This window comes from Streptomyces sp. 1114.5 (assembly GCF_003635085.1).
Lineage (GTDB): Bacteria > Actinomycetota > Actinomycetes > Streptomycetales > Streptomycetaceae > Kitasatospora.
On record NZ_RBXE01000003.1, the window covers coordinates 471,940 to 493,523 of the forward strand.

Annotated in this window: 21 protein-coding genes and 3 pseudogenes; 14 read left to right on the forward strand and 10 right to left on the reverse strand. The window is 71.9% G+C overall.

The annotated features are described in order from the left end of the window. Positions 1-48: 48 nt before the first annotated feature. A complete protein-coding gene (locus BX285_RS33555) occupies positions 49-2,097 on the reverse strand; it encodes a putative Ig domain-containing protein (protein ID WP_398901741.1) in 2,049 nt (682 codons plus the stop codon). 628 nt (positions 2,098-2,725) lie between these two features. Here BX285_RS33555 and BX285_RS33560 point away from each other — a divergent pair. Beyond that, entirely contained in the window at positions 2,726-3,265 is a 540-nt protein-coding gene (locus BX285_RS33560; RefSeq protein ID WP_097241132.1) for a carboxymuconolactone decarboxylase family protein, read from the forward strand. Between the two features lie 8 nt (positions 3,266-3,273). Beyond that, on the forward strand, positions 3,274-4,275 hold the full coding sequence (locus tag BX285_RS33565) for a hypothetical protein (RefSeq protein ID WP_259470950.1): 1,002 nt from the start codon (positions 3,274-3,276) through the stop codon (positions 4,273-4,275). A gap of 48 nt (positions 4,276-4,323) precedes the next feature. Here the strand turns inward: BX285_RS33565 and BX285_RS33570 are convergent, their stop codons facing one another. Beyond that, the gene (locus BX285_RS33570; protein ID WP_097241131.1) at positions 4,324-4,755 is read right to left on the reverse strand and encodes a cupin domain-containing protein; all 432 of its coding nucleotides are present in this window, start codon (positions 4,753-4,755) and stop codon (positions 4,324-4,326) included. A gap of 53 nt (positions 4,756-4,808) precedes the next feature. Here BX285_RS33570 and BX285_RS33575 point away from each other — a divergent pair, with 53 nt between their 5' ends. The 4 genes from BX285_RS33575 (at position 4,809) to BX285_RS33590 (ending at position 7,979) form a co-directional block, all read left to right on the forward strand. Further along, a complete protein-coding gene (locus BX285_RS33575; protein WP_121179367.1) occupies positions 4,809-5,843 on the forward strand; it encodes a GlxA family transcriptional regulator in 1,035 nt (344 codons plus the stop codon). A gap of 9 nt (positions 5,844-5,852) precedes the next feature. Next, complete coding sequence (locus BX285_RS33580) at positions 5,853-6,794, forward strand: hypothetical protein (protein ID WP_147465280.1); 942 nt, start codon at positions 5,853-5,855, stop codon at positions 6,792-6,794. Beyond that, the gene (locus BX285_RS33585) at positions 6,683-7,582 is read left to right on the forward strand and encodes a hypothetical protein (protein ID WP_121179369.1); all 900 of its coding nucleotides are present in this window, start codon (positions 6,683-6,685) and stop codon (positions 7,580-7,582) included. Before BX285_RS33580 ends, BX285_RS33585 begins: the two co-directional genes overlap by 112 nt. Positions 7,583-7,706: 124 nt before the next feature. After that, the gene (locus BX285_RS33590; RefSeq protein WP_097241127.1) at positions 7,707-7,979 is read left to right on the forward strand and encodes a hypothetical protein; all 273 of its coding nucleotides are present in this window, start codon (positions 7,707-7,709) and stop codon (positions 7,977-7,979) included. Here BX285_RS33590 and BX285_RS33595 read toward each other — a convergent pair. The 4 genes from BX285_RS33595 to BX285_RS33610 all read right to left on the reverse strand — a co-directional run bounded on the left by BX285_RS33595 (position 7,936) and on the right by BX285_RS33610 (position 10,832). Next, the gene (locus BX285_RS33595; protein WP_121179370.1) at positions 7,936-8,490 is read right to left on the reverse strand and encodes an AAA family ATPase; all 555 of its coding nucleotides are present in this window, start codon (positions 8,488-8,490) and stop codon (positions 7,936-7,938) included. The genes BX285_RS33590 and BX285_RS33595 overlap by 44 nt on opposite strands. Next, positions 8,487-9,671: a protein-L-isoaspartate O-methyltransferase gene (locus BX285_RS33600; protein WP_259470951.1), complete on the reverse strand. Its 1,185-nt coding sequence runs from the start codon at positions 9,669-9,671 to the stop codon at positions 8,487-8,489. The genes BX285_RS33595 and BX285_RS33600 overlap by 4 nt, the downstream gene beginning before the upstream one ends. After that, entirely contained in the window at positions 9,668-9,796 is a 129-nt protein-coding gene (locus BX285_RS38880) for a hypothetical protein (RefSeq protein ID WP_257033239.1), read from the reverse strand. The genes BX285_RS33600 and BX285_RS38880 overlap by 4 nt, the downstream gene beginning before the upstream one ends. A 532-nt stretch (positions 9,797-10,328) precedes the next feature. Then, positions 10,329-10,832: an ATP-binding protein gene (locus BX285_RS33610; protein ID WP_220784013.1), complete on the reverse strand. Its 504-nt coding sequence runs from the start codon at positions 10,830-10,832 to the stop codon at positions 10,329-10,331. Between the two features lie 23 nt (positions 10,833-10,855). Between BX285_RS33610 and BX285_RS33615 the strand changes: the two are divergent. Next, positions 10,856-11,068, forward strand: a pseudogene (locus BX285_RS33615) (enoyl-[acyl-carrier-protein] reductase FabV); the annotation flags it as partial. On the opposite strand, the gene BX285_RS39655 reads toward BX285_RS33615, so the two are convergent. Together BX285_RS39655 and BX285_RS33630 are read right to left on the reverse strand one after the other, a co-directional pair. Then, positions 11,017-11,322, reverse strand: a complete 306-nt coding sequence (locus BX285_RS39655; protein WP_398901748.1) for a zinc ribbon domain-containing protein — start codon at positions 11,320-11,322, stop codon at positions 11,017-11,019. The pseudogene BX285_RS33615 and the gene BX285_RS39655 overlap by 52 nt on opposite strands. A 5-nt stretch (positions 11,323-11,327) precedes the next feature. Then, on the reverse strand, positions 11,328-11,870 hold the full coding sequence (locus BX285_RS33630) for a hypothetical protein (RefSeq protein WP_121179373.1): 543 nt from the start codon (positions 11,868-11,870) through the stop codon (positions 11,328-11,330). A gap of 275 nt (positions 11,871-12,145) precedes the next feature. On the opposite strand from BX285_RS33630, the gene BX285_RS33640 reads away from it, so the two are divergent. The 5 genes and pseudogenes from BX285_RS33640 to BX285_RS33660 all read left to right on the forward strand — a co-directional run. Then, positions 12,146-12,832: a DUF6000 family protein gene (locus BX285_RS33640; protein WP_220784014.1), complete on the forward strand. Its 687-nt coding sequence runs from the start codon at positions 12,146-12,148 to the stop codon at positions 12,830-12,832. 77 nt (positions 12,833-12,909) lie between these two features. After that, positions 12,910-13,185 carry a hypothetical protein gene (locus BX285_RS33645; RefSeq protein ID WP_097241125.1) on the forward strand — a complete coding sequence of 92 codons (276 nt, stop codon included), beginning with the start codon at positions 12,910-12,912 and terminating at the stop codon, positions 13,183-13,185. A 7-nt stretch (positions 13,186-13,192) separates the two neighbouring features. Beyond that, positions 13,193-13,468 (forward strand): annotated as a pseudogene (locus BX285_RS33650) (transposase); the annotation flags it as partial. Between the two features lie 156 nt (positions 13,469-13,624). Continuing rightward, entirely contained in the window at positions 13,625-14,404 is a 780-nt protein-coding gene (locus BX285_RS33655) for a class I SAM-dependent methyltransferase (RefSeq protein WP_097241124.1), read from the forward strand. A 323-nt stretch (positions 14,405-14,727) separates the two neighbouring features. Continuing rightward, a pseudogene (locus BX285_RS33660) lies at positions 14,728-14,823 on the forward strand (IS5/IS1182 family transposase); the annotation flags it as partial. A gap of 100 nt (positions 14,824-14,923) precedes the next feature. Here the strand turns inward: BX285_RS33660 and BX285_RS33670 are convergent. Next, the gene (locus BX285_RS33670; RefSeq protein ID WP_121179374.1) at positions 14,924-15,385 is read right to left on the reverse strand and encodes a nucleotidyltransferase family protein; all 462 of its coding nucleotides are present in this window, start codon (positions 15,383-15,385) and stop codon (positions 14,924-14,926) included. 452 nt (positions 15,386-15,837) lie between these two features. Then, positions 15,838-18,492: a WD40 repeat domain-containing protein gene (locus tag BX285_RS33675; RefSeq protein ID WP_121179375.1), complete on the reverse strand. Its 2,655-nt coding sequence runs from the start codon at positions 18,490-18,492 to the stop codon at positions 15,838-15,840. 431 nt (positions 18,493-18,923) lie between these two features. On the opposite strand from BX285_RS33675, the gene BX285_RS33680 reads away from it, so the two are divergent. Both BX285_RS33680 and gltX read left to right on the forward strand, forming a co-directional pair. After that, complete coding sequence (locus BX285_RS33680; RefSeq protein WP_121179376.1) at positions 18,924-20,015, forward strand: vWA domain-containing protein; 1,092 nt, start codon at positions 18,924-18,926, stop codon at positions 20,013-20,015. A 152-nt stretch (positions 20,016-20,167) separates the two neighbouring features. Further along, positions 20,168-21,544, forward strand: a complete 1,377-nt coding sequence (gene gltX / locus BX285_RS33685; protein WP_259470980.1) for a glutamate--tRNA ligase — start codon at positions 20,168-20,170, stop codon at positions 21,542-21,544. The last annotated feature ends 40 nt before the right edge of the window (positions 21,545-21,584 follow it).

Below are 21,584 nucleotides of genomic sequence, written 5' to 3' on the forward strand. Positions count from 1 at the left end.
CCTGTGGCCCGGTGGTCCCTGTGGCCCCTGCGGGCGTCGGGGGACCGGTCAGGAAGTGGTGAGGGAGGTGTCGTCGATGACGAAGCTGGTCTGGAGGGAGGAGTCCTCGGTGCCGGTGAACTTGACGGTGACGCTCTGGCCGGCGAAGGCGGAGAGGTCGTAGCTGCGCAGGGTGTAGCCCGCGGCCGCGTTGACGTTGCTGAAGGTGGCCAGGGTGGTGGAGCCGGCCTGGATGGTCAGCTTGTCGTAGGCGGTGGAGCCGGACTCACCCGTGTCGATGTGCAGGTAGAAGCTGAGGGTGGCCCGGCAGCCGGACGGGATGGTGACGGTCTGGGCGAGCGTGTCGGTGTGGCTGGAGCCGTAGCCGTCGAGCCAGGCCTTCCAGCTGCCGCCGTGCGCGGGCTCGCTGCTGCTGTTGTCGATGACGCCGCTGGTCGCCGTCCAGGGGGAGGCGCTGCCGGTCTCGAAGCCGGGGTTGCCGAGCAGCTGGGTGCCGGTGCAGCCGCCGCCGGTGCCGGTGACGGTCCAGCCGAAGGTGGTGGAGCCGCTGGCGCCGGTGGCGTCGGTGGCGGTCACCGTCGCGGTGTAGCTGCCGGCCGTGCTCGCGGTGCCGGTGATCAGGCCGGTGCCGGAGTTGACGGACAGCCCGGTGGGCAGGCCGCTCGCGCTGTAGCTGAGGGTCTGGCCGGAGGCGGAGTCGGTGGCGTGGATCTGCAGGCTGACCGAGCCGCCCTGGGCGGTGGTCTGGTTGCCCGGGTTGGTGACGGTGACGGTGTTGCCGCCGGTGCTGCCGTTGGTGAAGGCGGCGGTGCCGTTGGGGGTGCCGAGCCCGGTCGGGCCGTCGTAGCCGCTGCCGGCGGTGCAGAGGTAGGACGGGGAGCAGCTGCCGTTGGCGCCGCTGGTCACGTCGAACAGCGAGCCGGTGTGCGCGTACGGGTAGGAGGCCGGGGTGGTGCCGGAGGCCGGGGTGCCGGCCAGCGCGTAGACGGCGGCGATGATCGGGGACGAGGCGCTGGTGCCGCCGTAGACGTTCCAGCCGCTGCCGCCGTACGTCTGGTAGACGGCGACGCCGGTGGCCGGGTCGGCGACGGCGGAGACGTCGGCGACGGTGCGCTTGGCGCAGCCGGTGTCGTGCTGCCAGCTCGGCTTGGCGTCGTACGCGGAGCAGCCGGAGCCGGCGCCGTTGCCGCCGGAGCTGCTGCCCCACACGCTCTCGCTCCAACCGCGGGTGTTGGAGGCGCGGTTGAGGCTGGTGCCGCCGACCGCGGTGACGTACTGCGAGGCGGCCGGGTACTCGACGCCGTAGCCGGAGTCACCGGAGGAGACGGTGATGGCGACGCCGGGGTGGTTGAAGTAGCTGCTGTCCGAGCTGGGGTCGGTGGAGTCCTCGGAGCCGCCGTAGCTGTTGGAGACGTACTTGGCGCCGAGCGAGACGGCCGTGTTGACGGCGGCGCCCAGGTTGTCCATGGTCGCGCTGTCGGCTTCGACGAGGAGGATGTGGCAGTTGGGGCAGACCGCGCTGACCATGTCGACGTCGAGCGAGATCTCGCCGGCCCAGCCGCTGTCGGCGGTCGGGTAGCTGGTGCCGCCGCGCTGGTCGACCTTCTTGAAGCAGCCGTTGGCGGTGGTGCAGGCGGGCAGGTTGTACTGGGAGCGGTAGGTGGCGAGGTCGGACTCGGCGTTGGGGTCGTCGTTGGCGTCGACGATGGCGACGGTGGCTCCGGAGCCGGCCGAGGCGGGCAGCTTGTAGGCGGAGGTGAGGTCGCTGGGGCCGTAGCCGGAGGGGTTGATGTTCGGTGCCAGGCCGGGCTGCTGGGCGATGTCGGTGCGGGCCAGAGCGAGGCAGGCCATCTCACCGGGGTGGGTGGGGGCGGCGCAGAGCCGCTTGGTGGGGGCGGTCGTCGTCGCGGCGGTCGCGGTCGTCGTCGCGGTGGCGGGCTCGTTGGAGTGCGCGCCGGAGTGCGGCGCGGTGGCGGCCGCCGTGGCGCCGGGGGCGGTGACGAGCAGCCCGGTGCCGGCCATGGCCAGGGCGGGCAGGACGGCGAGGAGCTTGCGGGCTCTGGGCAGGCGCGGCCTGCCGGGGGACTTGAAGCGCAAGGATCGACCCTCCGTGGGGATGAGGGCGCGGCCGGTGCCGGCATTGGGGGGTGTGCGCCGGTACGGGCTCGGGCCCGTGCTGACGGATCGCGGCATGTGCGGGCCGGCCCCGGCGGATGGCCGCGGGCCGGCTTGGAGCTTGCGCTGGACGGGAGTTGGGGCCCCGGGGTGTTGGTGCCTGGTGCCTGGTGTTCAGTGCCTGGTGTCAGTGGCAGGACGGGACAGGACGGGACGGGACGTTCCGACGTGCCGTCCCACGACCGTGCCGGTGACCGCACCGCTCGCACGGCCCCGCCGGCGAGTTGGTGTGACCATGACGTTACTGACGGGTCGTCGACGGCCTCAAGATGGCGTTCGCAGCCTTTACCGGGCTTTGCCCATGAATTGCCCAAGGAGTGAGACGGCGACCCCCCGGGACGGGCGCGGAAGGTGGCGGCGGGGCAAGTGGGCGGGAAGGGAAGGAAGTTGCCGCCTGCCCCGGCCCTCGGCCGGGCGGACCGACTGACCACCGGATCCGACGGACCGGAGCAATCTCGAAGTTGGTGCACCGGTGTGGCTGTCACGACGATGGAGCGCTGTCCATCCTTGATGGAGCGCTCTCTATCCTTCCCCGACAAGGGAGTTCACCGTGCCGCACATCAGCATCGACAACGGTCTGCCGGGCATCAGCGGCCTGCTGACCCTGCGCCCGGACACCGCCGCCCCGCTGGGGATGCTCGCCGACGCCCTGCTGCGCAACCCCGCGCCGATGAGCCGGGGCGAGCGCGAGCTGGTCGCCGCCTACGTGTCGCGGCTCAACGGCACCCGCTTCTGTACGGGTGCCCACAGCGCCTTCGCCGCAGCGCAGTTGGAGGGCGGCGAGGAGCTGGTGGAGGCGGTCCTGGCCGACCCCGCGACCGCGCCGGTGACGGACCGGATGCGGGCCCTGCTGCGGATCGCGGCGGAGGTGCAGGGGGCGGTCGGGCCGGTCTCGAAGGAGGCGGTGGCGGCCGCCCGCGAGGCCGGCGCCGGCGACACCGAGATCCACGACACCGTCCTGATCGCGGCCGCGTTCTGCATGTACAACCGGTACGTCGACGGCCTGGCCACCGACCTGCCCGACGACCCGGAGTACTACGCCCAGGGGGCGAAGCGGATCGTCGACTCCGGCTACGGCGGCGGCAACTGAACCGCCCGGTGAGCACCTTCGCGTCGGGCCGGTCGGGCCGGTCGGGCCGGTCCGGCACACCGGCCCGCCACGGCCCGCGGCACCGTCCCTCCCGCACCTCACTGTTCGTCACCGGGGACTTCCCCGCGCGCCGCTGGCCCACCCTGCTGCTCGGCACCGCCGGCGGGCTCCTGCTGGCGTACGCCTGGAACGCGAAACTCGTCGACGACGAGATCGGTTTCAGCAGCGCCGACGCCCTGCTCGGGCACGACGCCCACGGCACGCCGATCACCGGGGTGCTCTCCGGCATCCTGTTCGCCTTCGTCTCCGGCCTGGCCGGCTCGTTCACCGCCTGCAACATCGCGGCCTTCGGCGCCGTCGGCCCGCTGGTCGGACAGACCCCGTCACGGCGCGGCCGCCTCCTGCACGTCGCCCGGCCGCTCGGCTGGATCTTCGCGGGCATGGCACCGGTGTCCGCCGCGTACGGGGCGCTGGTCGGCCTCGCCGGCACGCACATGCCGCAGTTCTCCACGGCCGCGAGCAAGGGCCTGACCCCCCGCTCGATCCAGTCGATGGCGACCTTCGGCCTGATCGGGCTCGTGATGGTCGTGCTCGGCCTGGCCGCCGTCGGCCTGATCAGGGATCCGCTGGCCGCACTGTCCCGCCGCTTCCCGAACGCACCGCTCGTCCTCGTCGGCGCCCTGATCGGTGGCTTCCTGATCGGCCGGCCGTACCCGCTCTTCCGCGACCTCTTCCGGCACGCCGCCAACACCCACAACCCGCTCTACGGCGCCGGCGCGTTCCTCCTCCAGTCGATCGGCAACATCGCGGTCATGGCCCTGCTCTTCCTCCTGCTCGCCCGCGGCACCGGCGGTCGCCTCCAACGCCGCCTCGCCGCCGACCCCACCCGGATCAGCATCCTGACCGCCGCGGCCTTCCTCGTCGCCGGCGTCTTCACCCTCGTGTACTGGGACGTCCGGATGCTGGCCAGGCTCGGGTACCTCTGGTTCCCGCCCTCGCCCTGGGGCTGACCCCGCCACCGTTGCGGGGCCGGTCACCGACCGGCCCCGCCGCCCGGTTCACGCGTCGAGGGCGTGCCCGGTCGTCGCGTCCACGTGGTCGGGGATGTCGTCGTGGCGGTCGCCAACGGTGGGCGTGCCGGTCGGCTCGAACATGAGGATCGAGGCACCGGACGGGGCGGACGGCCTGTGCTCCGTGCCCCGCGGGACGGTGAAGACCGACCCTTGCGGCAGCACGACCGTGCGCTCGACCACGGGCGCGGCGCCGGGCCCGCTGCCGGCTTCGCCCCCGGGCTCGCGTAGGGAGATGCGCAACTCCCCGTCGAGCACCAGGAAGAACTCGTCGGTGTCGTCGTGGACGTGCCAGATGTGGTCACCCTGCACCTTGGCGATGCGGACGTCGTAGTCGTTGACGCGGGAGACGATGCGGGGGCTCCACAGCGCGTCGAAGGAGGCCAGGGCCTGGCTGAGGGGGATGGGCTGGTTGCTCATGGGCCCCATCCTGGGGTGTTCCCTCCGGCCGGTGTGAGTGCTAGGAATCGCACATGACGCAAGGATCCTCGCACCGAGCTCGCGCAGCGGGCCCGCACCGGGTGGTCGTGATCGTGGACGCGAACTCGAACCCCTTCGAACTCGGCTGCGCGACCGAGGTCTTCGGCCTGCGCAGACCGGAGATCGGCCGCGAGCTGTACGACTTCCGGCTCTGCTCCCCCGAACCGCGCACCCGGATGCGGGACGGGTTCTTCACACTGACGGAAGTCGCCGACCTGGCGGCGGCCGATGACGCGGACACCCTGATCGTCCCCAACCGTCCCGACGTCGACGTGCCCCGCCGCCCCGCGGTGCTGGACGCCGTCCGGCGTGCGCACGCCCGCGGCGCGCGCCTGATCGGCTTCTGCAGCGGGGCCTTCACCCTGGCCGAGGCCGGAGTCCTCGACGGACGCAGGGCCACCGCGCACTGGCAGTGGGCGGACGCCTTCCGGGCCCGCTTCCCCTCCGTCCACCTCGAACCGGACGTGCTGTTCGTGGACGACGGCGACATCCTCACCGCCGCGGGGAGCGCGGCCGCCCTCGACCTGGGGCTCCACGTGGTCCGCCGCGACCACGGCGCCGAGGTGGCCAACGCCGTGAGCCGGCGGCTGGTCTTCGCCGCACACCGGGATGGCGGACAGCGCCAGTTCGTGGAGCGGCCCGTGCCCGACCAGCCCGACGAATCCCTGGCACCGGTGCTGGCCTGGGCGCAGGAACGGCTGGACTCGCCCCTCACCGTCCCGGACCTCGCGGCCCGGGCGGCCGTCAGCCCGGCGACACTGCACCGCCGCTTCCGGGCTCAGCTGGGCACGACCCCGCTGAAGTGGCTCACCGGCGAACGGCTCGCCCTGGCCTGCCGGTTGATCGAACGCGGTGAGCACCGCTTCGAGCTGGTAGCCCGACACAGCGGCCTCGGCACCGCCGCCAACCTGCGCACCCTGATGCGCCGCGACACGGGCATCACCCCGTCGGCCTACAAGCGCCGGTTCGGGCGCGAGGGCACGACGGGATGGAACGACGGTTCGTCGGGGTACCAGTCGGAGTACTAGGCTGACCGGGTGTCGGCCAGCTCCCAGCGTGACGAGAGACGAGCAAGCCCGTACTCCACGGGTGGTGGCGGGACCGTACTGGAACACCGTTACGGCGCCCTGCTGTTGAGTCACCTGCTGACCGGCGATCCGCTCACCGAGCTCGGAGACGACGTCACACCGCACGAGGTCGCCTTCCAGGCGAGTGATGTCAGCGCGGTGGACGACTTCGTGGTGACCGGGTTCGCGCCGGACGGTACGGAGCGCACCGTGTCGATCGGCGTGCGGCGCGATCCCTCCTTCGTTCCCAGCGACACCGCCTCGGTCGAGCTGATCGGGTCCTACCTCCGTGTCCTTCGCGACCAGGCGCCCCGGGTGGCCTCGGGGCGGTGGCAACTCGGTCTGACCGTCGCCGGTTCCAACGCTCAGGTGAAGGAGATCGCCGACCTGGCGACCATCGCCCGGGACGTCGCGGACGAACGGGCCTTCCGTTCGGCCGTGGCGTTCCCGGGACGGACCAACCAGGCCAATCGGCGCCGACTTGAGTACCTCGACGAGGTCGTCGCCGCCGCTGCACACCATGTCGGCATTGACACCGCGTCAGCGGACGGGACCGAGCTGACCTGGCGCCTCCTCAGCGCGCTCACCGTGCGGGAGCTCCGCATGGAAGGCGTCGACCAGAGCGATCGTACGCATGCCGTCGCTCGACTCCGGCACGTCACGTCAGCCGGCACGGCGGAGGCAGCGGACGCCCACCGACGGTTCCGGTCGACAACCGGAGCACGGGGCAAGCGACTTCGGCCGCCGCCCCGGACGGCAGCACATCCCTGCCTGCGCAGGAGGCCACGCCTGCCCACCCGGTGGACGACGGCGCCGAACCGATCCGGGCCGAGCTGGTCCGGGCCGAGCTGGTCCGGGACGAACAGGTCGCCCGGGAGATCAGCCACCCCTACCAGCAGGCCAAGGCCCTGATCGCCGTGGCGCGCAGGGCGGAGGCGGCGGCCGAACCCGAGCAGGCCGAACGCAGCATCGGCGCGATCACCCATCCACAACTGCGTGCCGGAGGCTTCGCCGCACTCGCCCTGACCGTAGCCGGCAACGGCGATTCCGCACGGAGCAAGAGGCTCCTCGGACAGGCCGAGCTGGCAGCCGACTCGATCGCCAACACCCCCTGCCGGGAGCAGGCCATCAGCGAGATCGCCCGTACCTGCGCGCAGGTGGGAGACCTGCCGCGGGCCGAGGCACTCGCCCGGTCCATCACCACCGAGCCGCTGCGGGCGACCACCCTGGCCGACGTCGCGTCGGTGATCGCCGCAGCCGGCGCACCCGACCGAGCCGCGTCGATCATCCACACCATCGACCAACCACGGACGAGAGCCAGGGCCCTCGCCGAGACCGTCCGGACCTGCCTCGACCTGGGCGACCAGGAGCAGGCCGAGCAGCTGGCCCGACTCATCCTCGAACCCCGCCCCCAAGCCGAGGCGCTGGCAGCCGTCGCCCATCACCTCGCCAAGGCCGGCGAACCGAGGCGCGCCGAGCAGCTTGCGCGGTCGATCGCGGACCCGTCCGAGCAGGCCCGCGCACTCGCCGCCATGGCCCCCGACCTCCCACCCGCCGACGGCCGCCGCGTCCTTGCCCACGCCCTGGTCATCGGACACTGGCAACTGTGCCTGCCGACGCTGCTCCGCCTCGAACCCGGTGCGCTCGCAGTCCTCTCCGAGGAACTGCTGGACACCACCGACCAGGCCGACCCGGCGTGAACGCCCGCCGATCGGACGTCGCGGTGAGCGCCGGGCCGGGGCCTTCGACCGGCGTACGAGGGCGTGGCCGGGGGCCGATGGCGCTGTCGGTAGGATCGGGCGCCGGTGGGAGAGGGAGGACCGCGTGGTCGAGGCAGTTCGGAGCAGCGTCGAGTGTTGGTGCTGCTCGAACGGGCTGGTCGTCTTCTCCGTCGACACCGACGGGGGGCGTGTGCTGCTGGAGTGCGAGGAGTGCATGGCCGGTCGGTGGGCGCCGCCCGGGGAAGGGGCGCCGGAGGACGGCTTCGTGACCGTGGACCTGCTGACCAGGCCGGCGAGCCTGGGCGAGATCCGGGCGAGCGGGTGGGAACGGCTCATCCGGGCCGAGGGCGAGGTTCTCGCTGGGCCGACCCGGTGATCGAGGACGGACCGCCTGCGGCCGTGCCCCGTAGGCGGCGCAGACCGAGATGCTGACCGAGCGGTCCTGGCTCCGATCGGAGCGCGCCGCGCTCCTCGGGGGTTCTCCAGTCGGCCATGGCCGCTGGGGAGAACTCGGCGGCCTGCGGGCGGGTGGCGTGTCGGCGGACGGTCTCCGCGAAGTCGACGTCCAGGTAGTAGAGGTGGCTGCGCCCCCGGTGGTCGGCGGCGAGCCGGGCCAGCATCTCCCGGTAGCGCTCGGCGGCGAGGACGCCCTCCACGACGACGTGGAAGCCGTGGTCGAGGGCATGTCGCGCGACCACGTCGATCAGGCCGATGTTGGCGCCCCCGGGGACGTCCCGCTCGCGCAGCACGGTGCGGCGCAGCAGGTCCTGGGCGACGACGGCCAGGCCACGCCCGTACGCGGTGCGCAGGCGCGCGGCGACGCTCGACTTCCCCGCGCCGCTCGGGCCGCGCACCACCACCAGCACCGTCTCCTGGCTGCCCGTCATGCCTGGCTGCACACTCCGATCGGCCAGTGCGGGCCGTCCGGGGTGTGCAGCCAGGCCCACTGCTTGTCGGGGGTGACGGTGATGCCGTAGTCGTAGCGGCTGGGGCGGCCGAGGGCGTCCCACTGGGACCAGGCGGTGAGGACCTCGTCGCCGATCGGGCGGGGGCCGCCCTGGAAGAGCAGGGCGGTGCCGTCGCCGCGGGCGGTGAGGGCCGCCCAGGAGCGGTCGCCGTCGTGGATCCAGGCGTTGACGCCGTCCTGGTCGCGGCCGGTGAGCAGCACCGCGTCCGGTACGGCGACCCGGATCGCGAACCGCAGGTGCCAGTCGTCCGCGAGCGGGGCCGGGTCGCGGTCCACCGGGCTGCGCGTCTGCGGTTCGCCGTCGCCGCGCACTGCCGCGTAGGCGACGCGGCCGGCGGGCGCGGGCGCGGGGGCGGGCGCGGGGGCGGTGCGGTCGGCCATGAACCGGGCGAGGCCCTGCACCCACCCGGCGGCGCTGCGGCCGTCCTCGGCGCGGGTGAGGGCGACGTGCCCCAGCCGGCCCCACGGGTAGACGATCCGCCCGCCCGGTCGTACGGCTTCCACCCAGCCCCAGGGGACGGCCTCCACCGCGTAGCCGGCGTGGATCCGGTCCACCGGCCGGCCGCCGGGCGGTCCGTCCCGGGTGGCGTCGCCGGTCAGCACCTCGGCGTCGACGCCCGCGGCCGCCAGCCGCCGGCGGGCGAACTCGGCCAGCCCGGCGTCGAGTTCGGTGGCGACCACCCGGCGGGGCCCGGCCCGGTGAGCGGCGAGCGCGGTGGTCCAGCCCTGCCCGGCGCCGATGTCCCAGACCCGGTGGCCGGGCTCCAGCAGGAGGCTGTCCAGCATGTCGGCGACCACGGCGGGCGCGGACAGCGAGGAGGACGGCAGGCCGCCGGTGTCGAGCCGGGTGACGGCCGGGGCGTGGATGCCGCCGTACAGCTCCTCGGCCCAGCCGCGCGGATCGGTCGCCCGGTCGAGCGGTTCGTAGGCGCGGCCGTCCCAGCGCCACAGCCGGTCCGGCGCGAACCGGTCGCGCGGCAGCACGGCCATGGCCTCGCGCACCCATGGCGAGTCGGCCGGCCACGCCCCGTCCTGCGCCATCGCCGCGTCCTGGCCCGCTCGGTGCGCGTCCAGAGCGGCGGTGTTGTGACGGCCGGTCACTTCTTCTTGTGCTTCCCGTCGCCTGGCGGCGGGGCCGGGACCTGCCCGTCCGCGTTGCCCGGCGGCGGGTCTCCCTGCCCCGGATCGGGTGCGGGCTTCTCGTGCTCACCCCTGGACGGCTGCATGCTGCTCCTTCCCGTAGGCGATGTGATCGGCTGCCCATCCTCGCGTCCCGTTCTGCCGCGCGGTAGACGGCGTGCGGGAGCACCGTCGGCGCGCCGCAGGGCCGTTGTGCGCCGAGGGATGTGCCGACGGATGGCGGGCTCGTGGCCGGGAAAGTGGTGGAACACTCCAAGACGGGATGCCGTTAACGACCGTGTCACCAGCCCCAAACGAGCTCACGGCCTCTCAGCGACTGTGATCCGGGTGGCGTAGACCCGGTGGGCCTTGCGCTCGGCCGGCCCTGCCGTGTCGGCTGCGAGGGCGGCGCTCTGCTGCAGCGCGGCGCGGTGGAGTTCGAGCGGCGCGGTGATCCGAAGCGAGTGGCCTTGGCCGCGGCGGATGGGATCCAAGGTAAGCCCAAAAAGGGGCAGCGGGATGATCTTGACGCCCTGAGTCTCGGTCTTCGGCCTACGCGGCTGGACTTCAACCCCCAGCGTGGGCCGGTCGTGAAGCGCGAGGACGAGACGGACGCCGAGCCCGAGCAGCTTCAGATCCTCAGATCGAGGGCTGCATGACGACCCGCTCGCCCTCTCCGCTCGGCTCCTCGAAGTTGGCCATGTAGCGGTTGAACAGCGTCTCATCCACGGTGACGGAGTTGGCGCCTTCCATGCTGTTGCGTCGCTCGAGGCGACGCTCCAGCGTTGTGCGGTCGGCCTTGAGGTGGACCAGTTCCCAGCGACAACCGTGGCTTTCAATCAGCGTCTTGTAGTCGTCGCGGGCGGCGCGACTCCAGAAGCTGTAGTCCACCACTACGTCGCGCCCAGCCAGCATCAGCTTGACCAGTTCCTGCCGCTGTTCGCGGCGGACCTCTTCCTTGAGCTGGTCGAATGCCTCGGCTTCCAGCACCAGGCCAGCGTCGCGCTGCCCGAGTCGTTGCCAGACCACCTCGTCGATCGACAGCCGAGCGAAACCGCGTCGCACCAGCTCCATCGCGTAGGTGGTCTTGCCCGCCCCCGGAAGACCGCACATCAGGACCACCGTGCTCATCTGCTGCGTCACGGAGCCAGGTTAGCGACAGCGTCAGATTGCGGCTCCTCGTGCTCCCGGTCACCGACGAGGTCCAGGCGGCCGTCGCCGAACGCTGGGCGGCCGCCACCACGGAGATCATCGCGGGCCTCGCCGACCTCGACTGGTTCCGCGCCGAGGTCCGGCGCCTGTACGGGTTCTCCGTCCCGGGCGTCGACTACACGGCCGCGGTGGCCACCGACGTCCCCTGGCCCACGTCGGCACCCTGACGCCCGGTGCCGCTGATCCTGCTCGGCCCCGCTCCCCTCGGGCTGCGCCGGATGTACCCCCGCCTGGTGGCCCGGGCCCGGCACGCGCGGCGGACGGCTTCGCCACCGCCACCACGGCTCCGCGCCGCGGTGCAGGTGTACGTACGTTCTCCCAGCGGCATGCGGTGCTTGGCTCTCGCCCCGCAGTGCGCGCACTCCATCGTGGTGTGGTTCGGATGGACGAGGTGGACGGTACGGCCGTGCTTGCGGCCCATCTCGATCAGGGCAGCAGTCGGCGTGTCTCCATCCAGGAACGAAGCCGATCGCGCGTCGGGCCGGGCTGCAGGTGGCCGATGAGCCACTCCAGGTGGGCTGTCAGGTTCTTGTGCCGCCGCAGCGCGCGGATCTGTTCGATGGGAAGTTCACGCCAGTCTCTGGCGAGGACTGCGGCCTCTGATGGCGAGTACGCCAGTGCGGCGAGCGTGTCGGCGCCCAGTGCCTCTGGACTCCAGTCGGAGTTCTCGTCCTCGGGACCGAGGTGGACGATCACCCATGTTCGCAGCATGAAGTCCTGCTGGAGTGCGCGTGCTGATCCCTCCACGTCGTCGCCGCGCATGCGCCTGTTCGCCAGCAGGGACAGCTCAGCCCAATGCCGACGCGCGTCGCGGGGTTGGTTGGAGTCGTAGGCGTGTTGCTGGGCGACAACGCGGACCGACTCAAGCTGCGACCGGTCGTGAGCGTCCGCAGTGAACGCCTGGAGACGTTCGATCGGCCAAGTACTCGGATCACGCTCTGGTTCTCTTTGACCCGAACCGGTGCTCACTGGCCTTCGCTCCTGGTCGTAGGGATGCCGAGACCGACGACGGTTCGTTGTTGGGAGCGCCGGTCGATCCGGGCGAGCTTATCCTCGGCGCCGGCGAGGCTGACCTTGAGTCCTTCGACCTCAAATTGTCGCGGATCTCTGCAAGCCGTGCCCGTTGGGCCGGGTCAGGCCGAAGGAGCGAGCATCTGACACAAGCTTCTCTGAACCAGCGATCGCTACTCCAGGCTCTGTGTAAATCGCTGGCAGCTGGGTCCTCGCCGGGCGAGGATGCGGCCATGCGCTGTGCCAACACCGACCCCGAGCTCATGGACCTGGTCCGACGATTCGTCGCGCCCGGCCGGCGGTACCTGTGGCTGGGTGGAAGCTTCCTGCGGTTGAGCGGGCCTGAGCGCGACCTTTTCAAGAGGGAGCTGGTCCAGGCTGCCGGGGAGATCACTCCCGCTGAGCTCGGCATCCTTTTCGAAGGCGGTTGGCGAGAGTGTAGGACTGCCTCCTGGCTGGTTGTCGTAGCCGGCAGGACCGAGTTCCGCAGCCGCATCGGCGAGCTCCTGCTGGCGAGCGGAGGCCCCTACGGCGGGTCCTACTGCATCACTCTTGCCACTTTCGGCACCAGCGCGGACGCCGATCTGGTCTGCAGATACCTTGATCGCTACTTGCCTCAACCCGACCTCGTCTACGACCGGACCTTTGCTCTCAGCACACTGCTTCACCTCGATGCCGTCCTCGGGACCGAGCGAGCATCCCGATACCTTGCCGCCGGTGGCCTGTGGCAGCAGTGGACCGACGCCACGTCGAACGTGGTGCGGGATCCGCAGGAGTACCGGCAGGTCGTGGACCAGCTCTGTTCCTTCGCCGGCGAGTGCGCTGAACTCTTCGCCAGAACGGAAACCAGGGGCTGGTCCTCCCGGCCTGACCGCTGGATGCCGACTGCTTCGGACTCCTCGGTAGAGTCTGGGCAATGACAGGAAACCAGGGGCTGATCCTCCCGGCCTGACCGCTGGATGCCGACTGCTTCGGACTCCTCGGTAGAGTCTGGGCAATGACAGGAAACCAGGGCCGTCGGCCAGAGTTCGACCAGGATGGTGGCATCGAGGACGTGACACTCCTCATCCTGGAATGGCTGGGTGGGCAGGGCGTGAATGCCATGGTCAGGATTGACGCCGAGAGGGTGGCTGATAACGCGCCGGCGTGGACGTTCGCAGCCAGCGGCGGTCCCTTGGAGCATGGCCTGCGTGCCGATGGGAGGACTGTGCAGCAGTGCATGTCCACAGCCCTCTCCCAACTGCGCGAGGCCGGGCTGTCGGTTCCGTTTTGATCCTCTTGTGCCCCATCTGCCGAAGTCCGGAGGCTGGGGCGGGCGTTGGAGTGACCACCGAACAGTGATCAACGGGATCTTGTTCCGGATCCGCACAGGAGTCCCGTGGCGGGATCTGCCGAACCGGTTCGGGAGCTGGAAAACGGCCTATGAGTGGAGCGATAGCCCGCAGTTGATCCCAGTCCTCGAACGCATCCGGGTAAAGCGCCTCGGCGGTGGGCATCCAGGTACCCGTCCCGACCGCTTGGGCGGCGATAAGGCATACAGCTCCCGCCGTAATCGCTCGCGCTGGTGCTGGAGCATGGTGAGTCTGCTCCACCGGAACGCCACGGACGGTCACCGATGATCTGCTGGTACAGGCTCAGTGAGGGTTTCCGGTCGGCGGCCCGGGACGCGGTGGCCGGGATGGAAGTGTTGACGGCGTGGCTAGGTTTGGATCATGAGCGAACGCGGGGCGGACGGCAGCGCAGGGGATGCGGACTACGGCACGATAGGCGGCGGGTACGCCACCTACCGACAGCCGGACGCAAGGATCGAGCAGGCGATCACCGCCGCCCTGGGTGGGGCGCGCACGGTGGTCAATGTCGGGGCCGGGGCGGGGTCATACGAGTCGGCGACGCTGGAGGTGACGGCGGTTGAGCCGTCCGCGTCGATGCGTGCCCAGCGCCCCGCACACCTGTCGGCCGCCGTCGATGCTGTGGCCGAGAACCTGCCGTTCGGCGACGACGTGTTCGACGCGGCGATGACCACCTTCAGCGTGCACCAGTGGAGCGACTTCAAGGCAGGGCTGCGCGAGATGCGCCGGGTGGCACGCGGCCCCGTCGTCGTGCTGACCTGCGACCCTGATCTCGTTCGGGACTTCTGGCTGTACGAGTACGCGCCGGAGGTGTTGGACACGGAGGCGCGCCGTTATCCGGTGATCGCGGACCTGACCGAGACTCTCGGCGGACACACGACGGTGACCCGGGTGCCGATACCCGTCGACTGCACCGACGGCTTCAACGAGGCGTACTACGCGCGCCCCGAGATGCTGCTCGACCCCGGTGCCCGGCAGGCGTGCTCGGCGTGGAGCTTCGTCGACGAGCAGTCGCGCGAACGATTCGCCGCGGATTTGCGGGGCGACCTGGACAGCGGAGCTTGGGACGCCCGGTTCGGCGCCCTGCGGCAACAGCCTTTCTATGACGGCTCGTTGGTTGTGATCCGGTCCGTTCCGGCCTGATACCTGCGTCGCGGTTCCGCTCGCGCCGTGACCTGAGAAGGGCCGCATGGGTTGGGTGAGTTGTGACGCTTACCTGGGCTCGTGCGGCCTGTTCCCATCCTGCCCTGTCCGGGGTCTCTCGCGGACATCTCGGTGAGTTGCTCGGAGAGTTGTCGCCACGTTGGTGGGCCCGGCGTGAGTCGGAGCTTGGTCGACAGCGGGGCGGCGAGCGGCGCCGGGCGGAGGGAGCCGGCCGCAGGCCGAAGCTGGAGTTCGTCGACCGGCTGCTGGTCACCCACCAGCAGCCGAACCGCCAGGCCAACACGCCCCGACCCCAATTTCACCCAAGGCCGTTTGACAAGGAGAGATACGAGAGCCGCAACGAGGTCGAGCGCACGATCAACCGGCTCAAGCGCTTCCGCGCCGTGGCTACGCGCTACGGTGAGCTTCTGTTCGGCGGCGACGAGGCTGGCCTCGATCGCGGCGACCTCGCCGAGCCGGCCCTGGTCCCGGGCCTCCTGGAGGCGGTCGACGAGGTGGTCATGATCCGCATGTCTGGATCAGAGAGGCAAGGACTCCTGCCGGATCATGCAGCGGGCGGGCGCCATCGGTGACGACGCGACGTGTGCCAGGGTCGACGGGGTCCGTCTGTGCCCACTCCGGAGACCCGATGCCGATCTCGACTTCCAAACCTGAGGTCGTGGCATAGCGTCGTTCGGTGATGGGCCCCCACGCTTGCGTTCGCACGAGCTCGCCGAGGGCGAGCTCGTCGGCCCAGGTGTTGTTGAAGTACTGGGTCTGGTCTGTCGTGAGCAGGACGATGTCGATATCGGAGTCAGGCCGCGCGGCATTGCGGGCGTATGAGCCGACCAGCAGCAGGCCGACGATGTCCCGGCGGGTCGTGGCCCAGCGTGTGATGCGGTCGATGACCTCCTGCACTTCGGCGACTCGTTCCTGGGAGATCTCGTTCTGGTTCGCTGATTGCTCGGTGCGATGTGTCATGTGGGCTCCTGGGTCTTTTGGGCGGCGACGATGCCCTTCGAGAGCCGGCTCATGGCCGTCGCCGTCCGCTGCGTGCCGGCCAGGGTGTCGTGGAGGGTTTGCAGCTTGGGCGGGACGGTGCAGCGCGGCGGCCGTGGACGACACGCGCAGACGGTAGGTGTACCGGGCGTGCCCGGGGTCCTCCGACGCCGGACCGCCTGGGCGGCGGTACGGCTGTCCCTGACTCGCTGCGCGGGAGGCCCGATTCCTCCCGGCCTGGACGCCGGGGCATCCTCGGGTGACTCGGTGAGACGGGCCCCCGCGATGAGCTGGGCCCGTCCCGCGATCAACTGCTCGGGCGGTGCGTGGTGCTTGCCCTGGCGTGATGATCAGGTGAGCAGGGAATCCGGCCTCCCCCGTCTCAGGACGGGGGAGGCCGTTGCCGTGCGGAGCGGTGCTGCCGGCGGACGGGGTCACGCGTCGGTTGGTGCTCCGGGGGTGAGCAGGCGGAAGACGCCGACCTCCCAGCCGAATCCGACGATCAGCCGGTCCGCCGGGGCCGTGGCCAGGGCGTGGACCGGAAAGGGCAGGACCAGGTCGGGGCCGATCGGGTCGAGGGTGGCCAGGTCCCAGGTGCGGACGGTGCCGTCGGTGGTGCCGGTGATGAGGGCGGGTCGGCCTGCGACCTGGGTGGTGGTCAGCGCGGTGGGGCCGTCGTCGGCGGTGCGCAGGGGCGGGCCGGTGAGGGCACGGGTGGTCAGGTCCCAGAGGTGGACCAGGCCGTCGTCGCTGCCCACTGCCACCACCGGGCGGCCGTCGACCAGGGCCGTTGCCAGCGTCTCGATGCAGGGAGTGTCTTCGGCCTCCGGCAGGGCGAGCGGAACCCCGAGCGGAACCCCGAGCGGGGTGCCGATCGGCGCGCCGGAGGCCAGGTCCCACAGCCGTACCGTTTCTTCGTCCGCCGTGACCGCGACCGGGCGGCCGTCGATGGTCGTGGTGGCCACCGCGATCACCTCGGATTCGTGTCCGGTCAGGGGGCCGTGCAGGTCCTCGCCGGTGGTGAGGTCCCAGAGCCGGACGTCACCCTCCGTGCTGCCGGTGACGGCGACCGGGCGGCCGTCGAGCGTCGCCGTCGCCACGGCGTCCACCTCGGCGTCGTGGGGGAGGGGGTTGCCCGGGAGGGTTCCGCTGGCCGGATCCCAGAGCCGGAGCTCGGTGTCGTGCCAGGCGGTGAGCACCACGGGACGCCCGTCGATCACCGCCGTCGCCAGCGCGCGCACCGCGTCGCCGCCGCCGTACCCGTGATCGGTGTCGTCCTCGTCGCTGTTCTCGTCGTCGTTCTCGTCGTCGTCCTCGTCGTCCTCGGCGTCGTACGTGTCCTCGTCGTACCCGTCCTCGGTGCCGTCGTCGTCGCCGTCCCCGGTGAGCGGCCGGCCCGCCTCGGCGCCGGTGGCGAGGTCCCAGAGGCGTACCGTTTCGTCCCAACTGGCGCTGACCACCACCGTGGTGCCCTCGACCGTCGTCACGGCCGTCACCGCCGTCACCGGGGCGCCGTGACCGGGCAGCGGGTGGCCGACGGGGCGGCCGTCGGTGGCCGGATCCCAGCGGTGGACCCTGCCGTCGTCGGTGCCGACGAGGACCACCGGCCGCCCGTCCGTCACGGTCAGCGCCAGCGCCCGCGTCTCGCCGAGGGGGCCGGCGAAGGCCTGGGCGGTCTGGCGTCCGGTGGCCGGATCCCAGAGCCGCACGATGCCGGTGTGGTCGCTGGTGACCACCACCGGGCCGGCCCCGGTCTGGGCCGCCGCCACCGTCTGGTCCCACGGGGTCGAGCCGGCAAGGCTCTCGCCGACCTGTGCGCCCGTCTCCAGGTCCCACAGCGTGGCCGTGCCGTCGGACCCGCCGACGACGGCCGTCGGGCGGCCGCCGACCGGCAGTACGGCCAGCGACTGCACCGCACCGGTCCCCGTGGCCAGGGGCCTCCGCAGCTGACGGCCCTTCGCGAGGTCCCACACCCGGACGGTCCCGGCGAAGTCACCGGTGACCGCGACGGTCCGGCGGCCGAGCTCCGTCGTGGCCACCGCCGTCAGCCTGCCCAGACGGGGGTTGCCGCGGCCGGCCGGCTCGCTCATCGGCCGGCCGACCGGGTCGCCGGTGGCCAGGTCCCAGACCCGGACGCTGCGGTCGTCGCCGCAGGTGACGGCCACCGTGCGACCGCGCAGCGCGCCCGTGGCGACGCCGGTCACCCAGTCGGTGTGCCCGGCCAACGGCGGGTGCAGGAGCCGGTGCGTCGTCAGGTCCCAGATCCGTACGTCCTGGTCGGTGCCGGCCGACACCGCCACCGGGCGGCCGTCCAGGTCGGCCGTCGCCACGGCGTAGACCGGCCCGGTGTGGTCGGCCATCGGCTCGCCGACCGGGTCGCCGGTGGCCAGGTCCCACAGGCGCACGGTGCCGTCGTCCCCACCGGTGACCACGACCGAGGCCCGGGCCTGGGCCGCAGCTCCCACGGCGACCGCCGACACCCCCTGCGGGTGACCGGCCACGCTCCAGCGGCAGCCGCCGAGTTGGGTGCCGCTGGCCCACTCGACGCGCCGGCGCGGGGAGCCCTCGTCGGCCACCGGCACGGCGTCGATCCGGGCCGCCAGCTCGGGCTCCCCGTACCGGGCGGCGTCCAGCGCCAGCAGCTGGCGGCGCACCGCGGGGGAGGCGTCCCGGTGCCGGTGGGCGGAGGCCTGGTACACCGCGGCGCCCAACCGCCCGAAGCCCCAGGCCTGGGGAATCAGGGCCTGTACGGTCGCCGGTTCGGCGTTCACCAGGAACCGGGCATCGGAGAAGGGGATGGACCCCAGGTAGACCTTGACGGCCTGGCGCAGGCCGGGGTCGGGCCCCTCGGCCGCGCGCAGCCACAGGGCGACGGCCTCCTCGACCTCGCCGTTCTCGGACAGCAGCGTCCCGAGCCGTTCCTCGGCCAGCTGCCGGTAGGGGTCGACCACCGACTCGACCGCGTCCCGCAGCAGGCGTTCGGCCTCCTCCCGGTCGCCGTCCGCGCGTGCCTGGTCGGCCTGGTCGATCGTCGCCGCGACGCCGACCAGGGCCTCGGCCAGGTGCGGGGGCAGCGAGGACAGGTCCACCAGCTCCGCGGGCCTGGTCCACGCCCGTGGGTCCTCACCGGCAGCCGATCCGGGGGCCAAGCCGGCGGCCGATCCGGCGGCCGATCCGGGAGCGGCGGTCCGGTCCGGTACGCCCTGCCCCGGTACGCCCTGCCCCGATACGGCCTGAGCGGGCGGCGTGTCACGCCCGGCGCGCGGACGGCGGCCGCCGCCACCGCCGAGCAACCGGCCTATCCAGCCGCGCTGTTCCTTCGATCCAGCCATCGCTCTCCCCGACTCCCGCCTCTGCACTCCGGTACCGGTCCGGGCTCACCCTACTGATCCTCCGTCAGCGATCCGACGGGGAATCCGGCCTTGTCAGTGCCTCCTCATAGAGTGGGAAGCACGTCGGAGGGAGCGCCGGAAAGGCGCCGAAAAGGCGTCACGAGAGCGTCGACACGAGGGGTAGAAGCATGTCCGCGAACAGGATCAAGCACAAGGTCAACCACGTCTCGCTGGTGGTCGACAAGTCCGGCTCGATGCGCCGGCACGAGGCCCAACTCATCCGCGTCGTGGACGAGTTCGTGAAGGGCCTGCAGGAGGAGTCGGACCGGCTCGGGCACGAGACCCGGATTAGCCTCTACGCCTTCGACCACGAGGTGCAGAACCTGGTCTGGGACATGGACGTCAAGCACCTGCCGTCCCTTCGGGGCCTCTACGGGGTCGACAACGGCGCGACGGCGCTGATCGAGGCAGCGGTCAAGTCCGTCGACGACCTGAAGAACATCTGGGAGGGGTACGGGGAGCACTCCTTCCTCCAGGTCGTCGTCACCGACGGCGAGGAGAACGCCTCCGGCTACTCGCAGAACGGCCAGATGCACACCCGCATGACCGGCAGCCAGGGCGCGAAGGTCCTGCGCACGTGGAAGGACCGCATCCACGGCGCCATGGACGACCTCCCCGACCACTGGACCTCGGCGATCCTCGTCCCCAACTCCCTGGCCAAGCGCACCGCCCAGGAGTACGGCTTCCCCGCGGGCAACATCGCGATCTGGGACGCGGACTCCAGCGAGGGCGTCGAGGAGGCCATCGGCACGGTCAAGTCGGCCGCCACCAGCTTCCTGCGCGGCCGCGAGCAGGGCGTGCGCGGCACCAGGAACCTCTTCGCCATGGGCCAGGACCTGAGCACCGCGGACGTGGCGGCCAACCTCGACGCCCTGGACTCCGGCAAGTACATCCTGATACCGGTCGACCGGCAGACGCCGATCCGCGACTTCGTCACCAGCACCGGGCACCCGTACACCACCGGCTGCGCCTTCTACGAGCTGTCCAAGCGCGAGAAGATCCAGGGCAGCAAGCAGCTCGCCGTGGCGGAGAAGGACCCGGACACCGGCCGGATGACGGGCCGCGTCTTCTCCGGCCCGGCGGCCCGCCGGCTCCTCGGCCTGCCGGACTCGGAGGTCACGGTGAAGCCGGGCGACAACCCGTCGTACACCGTGTTCGTCCAGTCGACCTCCGTCAACCGCAAGCTGGTGCCGGACACCAAGCTGCTCGTCATGCTGTAGCAGCTGCACGAGCCGGCCGCAGCAGCCGGCTGTACGCGAGGGGCGACCCGGGACGAAACCGTTCCCGGTGACGGCCCGGTCACCGCTACGCTCCGTGCATGACCGAGGCCTCCCGTCCCGTCCGTGTCCGATTCGCCCCGAGCCCCACCGGCATGTTCCACGTCGGCGGCGCCCGTTCGGCCCTGTACAACTGGGCGACGGCGCGACAGCAGGGCGGCACCTTCGTGCTGCGGATCGAGGACACCGACGCCGCCCGCAACCGCCCCGAATGGACCGCGGGCATCATCGGCGCCCTCGCCGCGATCGGCATCCACGCGGGCGACCCGGCCTTCGAGGGGCCCTACTTCCAGTCCGCGAACGCCGAACGGCACCGTGCCGCCGCCGAGAAGCTGCACGCCGCCGGCCGCGCCTACCACTGCGACTGCACCCGCGAGGAGTTGGCCGAGCGCACCGGCTCGGCGCAGCTCGGGTACGACGGCTTCTGCCGGGAGCGGGGCCTGGGCCCCGCCGGGGGGCGCGCCCTGCGCTTCCGCACCCCGGACGAGGGCGCCACCGTCGTGGTGGACCTGATCCGCGGGGAGCCCGCCTTCCCCAACTCCGCCATCGAGGACTTCGTGATCGCCCGGGGCGACGGCAGCCCGGTGTTCCTGCTCGCCAACGTCGTCGACGACCTGGAGCAGGGCATCACCCAGGTCGTCCGCGGCGAGGAGCACCTGTCGAACACGCCCAAGCAGCAGCTGCTGTGGGAGGCGCTCGGGGCGGTGCCGCCGGTCTGGGCGCATCTGCCGGTGATCGTGAACGAGAAGCGGCAGAAGCTGTCCAAGCGCCGGGACAAGGTCGCGCTGGAGGACTACCTGGCGGACGGCTACCTGCCCGAGGCGATGGTCAACTACCTGATGCTGCTGGGCTGGGGGCCGAAGGACGACGTGGAGCTGCGCCCCTACGCCGAGCTGGAGCAGTCCTTCCGGGTGGCGGACGTCAACGCCGCCTCGGCGTACTTCGACGTGGCGAAGCTGCGCTCCTTCAACGGCGAGTACCTGCGGGCGATGGGGGAGGAGGAGTTCACCGCGGCCTGCCGCCCGTGGCTCACCGCACCCGAAGTGCCGTGGGCGGCCGAGGACTTCGACCCGCAGGCCTTCGCCGTCCTCGCCCCGCTCGCCCAGTCCCGGATCGCGGTGCTCGGCGAGATCGTCCAGCAGGTCGACTTCCTCTTCCTGCCCGAGCCGGTGCGCGACGAGGCCTCCTGGGCGAAGGCGATGAAGGATGGGGACCGCTCGGCCGCCCTGCTGCGCACGGCCCGGGAACGGCTCGCCGCGACGCGGCCCTGGGAGGCCGGGGAGCTGCGGGCGGCGCTGGAGGCGGTGGCCGCCGAGCACGGGCTGAAGCTGGGCAAGGCCCAGGCGCCGGTGCGGGTGGCGGTGACCGGCCGGACGGTGGGCCTGCCGCTGTTCGAGTCCCTGGCGGTCCTGGGCCGTGACCGCACCCTGGCTCGTCTGGACGCCGCCGTACGGCGGCTGGCGATCGGGTGACTGCGGCGGGGCGCTCCTTCCGGGGCGCCCTGCCGCAGTC

Bases quoted from the DNA above. Each gene is read 5' to 3' on its own strand.
- BX285_RS33570 (WP_097241131.1), bottom strand. From the start codon at position 4,755: ATGAGCAACCAGCCCATCCCCCTCAGCCAGGCCCTGGCCTCCTTCGAC.
- BX285_RS33575 (WP_121179367.1), top strand. From the start codon at position 4,809: ATGACGCAAGGATCCTCGCACCGAGCTCGCGCAGCGGGCCCGCACCGG.
- BX285_RS33595 (WP_121179370.1), bottom strand. From the start codon at position 8,490: ATGACGGGCAGCCAGGAGACGGTGCTGGTGGTGGTGCGCGGCCCGAGC.
- BX285_RS38880 (WP_257033239.1), bottom strand. From the start codon at position 9,796: ATGCAGCCGTCCAGGGGTGAGCACGAGAAGCCCGCACCCGATCCGGGG.
- BX285_RS39655 (WP_398901748.1), bottom strand. From the start codon at position 11,322: ATGGGCCGCAAGCACGGCCGTACCGTCCACCTCGTCCATCCGAACCAC.
- BX285_RS33640 (WP_220784014.1), top strand. From the start codon at position 12,146: ATGCGCTGTGCCAACACCGACCCCGAGCTCATGGACCTGGTCCGACGA.
- BX285_RS33645 (WP_097241125.1), top strand. From the start codon at position 12,910: ATGACAGGAAACCAGGGCCGTCGGCCAGAGTTCGACCAGGATGGTGGC.
- BX285_RS33655 (WP_097241124.1), top strand. From the start codon at position 13,625: ATGAGCGAACGCGGGGCGGACGGCAGCGCAGGGGATGCGGACTACGGC.
- BX285_RS33670 (WP_121179374.1), bottom strand. From the start codon at position 15,385: ATGACACATCGCACCGAGCAATCAGCGAACCAGAACGAGATCTCCCAG.
- BX285_RS33680 (WP_121179376.1), top strand. From the start codon at position 18,924: ATGTCCGCGAACAGGATCAAGCACAAGGTCAACCACGTCTCGCTGGTG.
- gltX (WP_259470980.1), top strand. From the start codon at position 20,168: ATGTTCCACGTCGGCGGCGCCCGTTCGGCCCTGTACAACTGGGCGACG.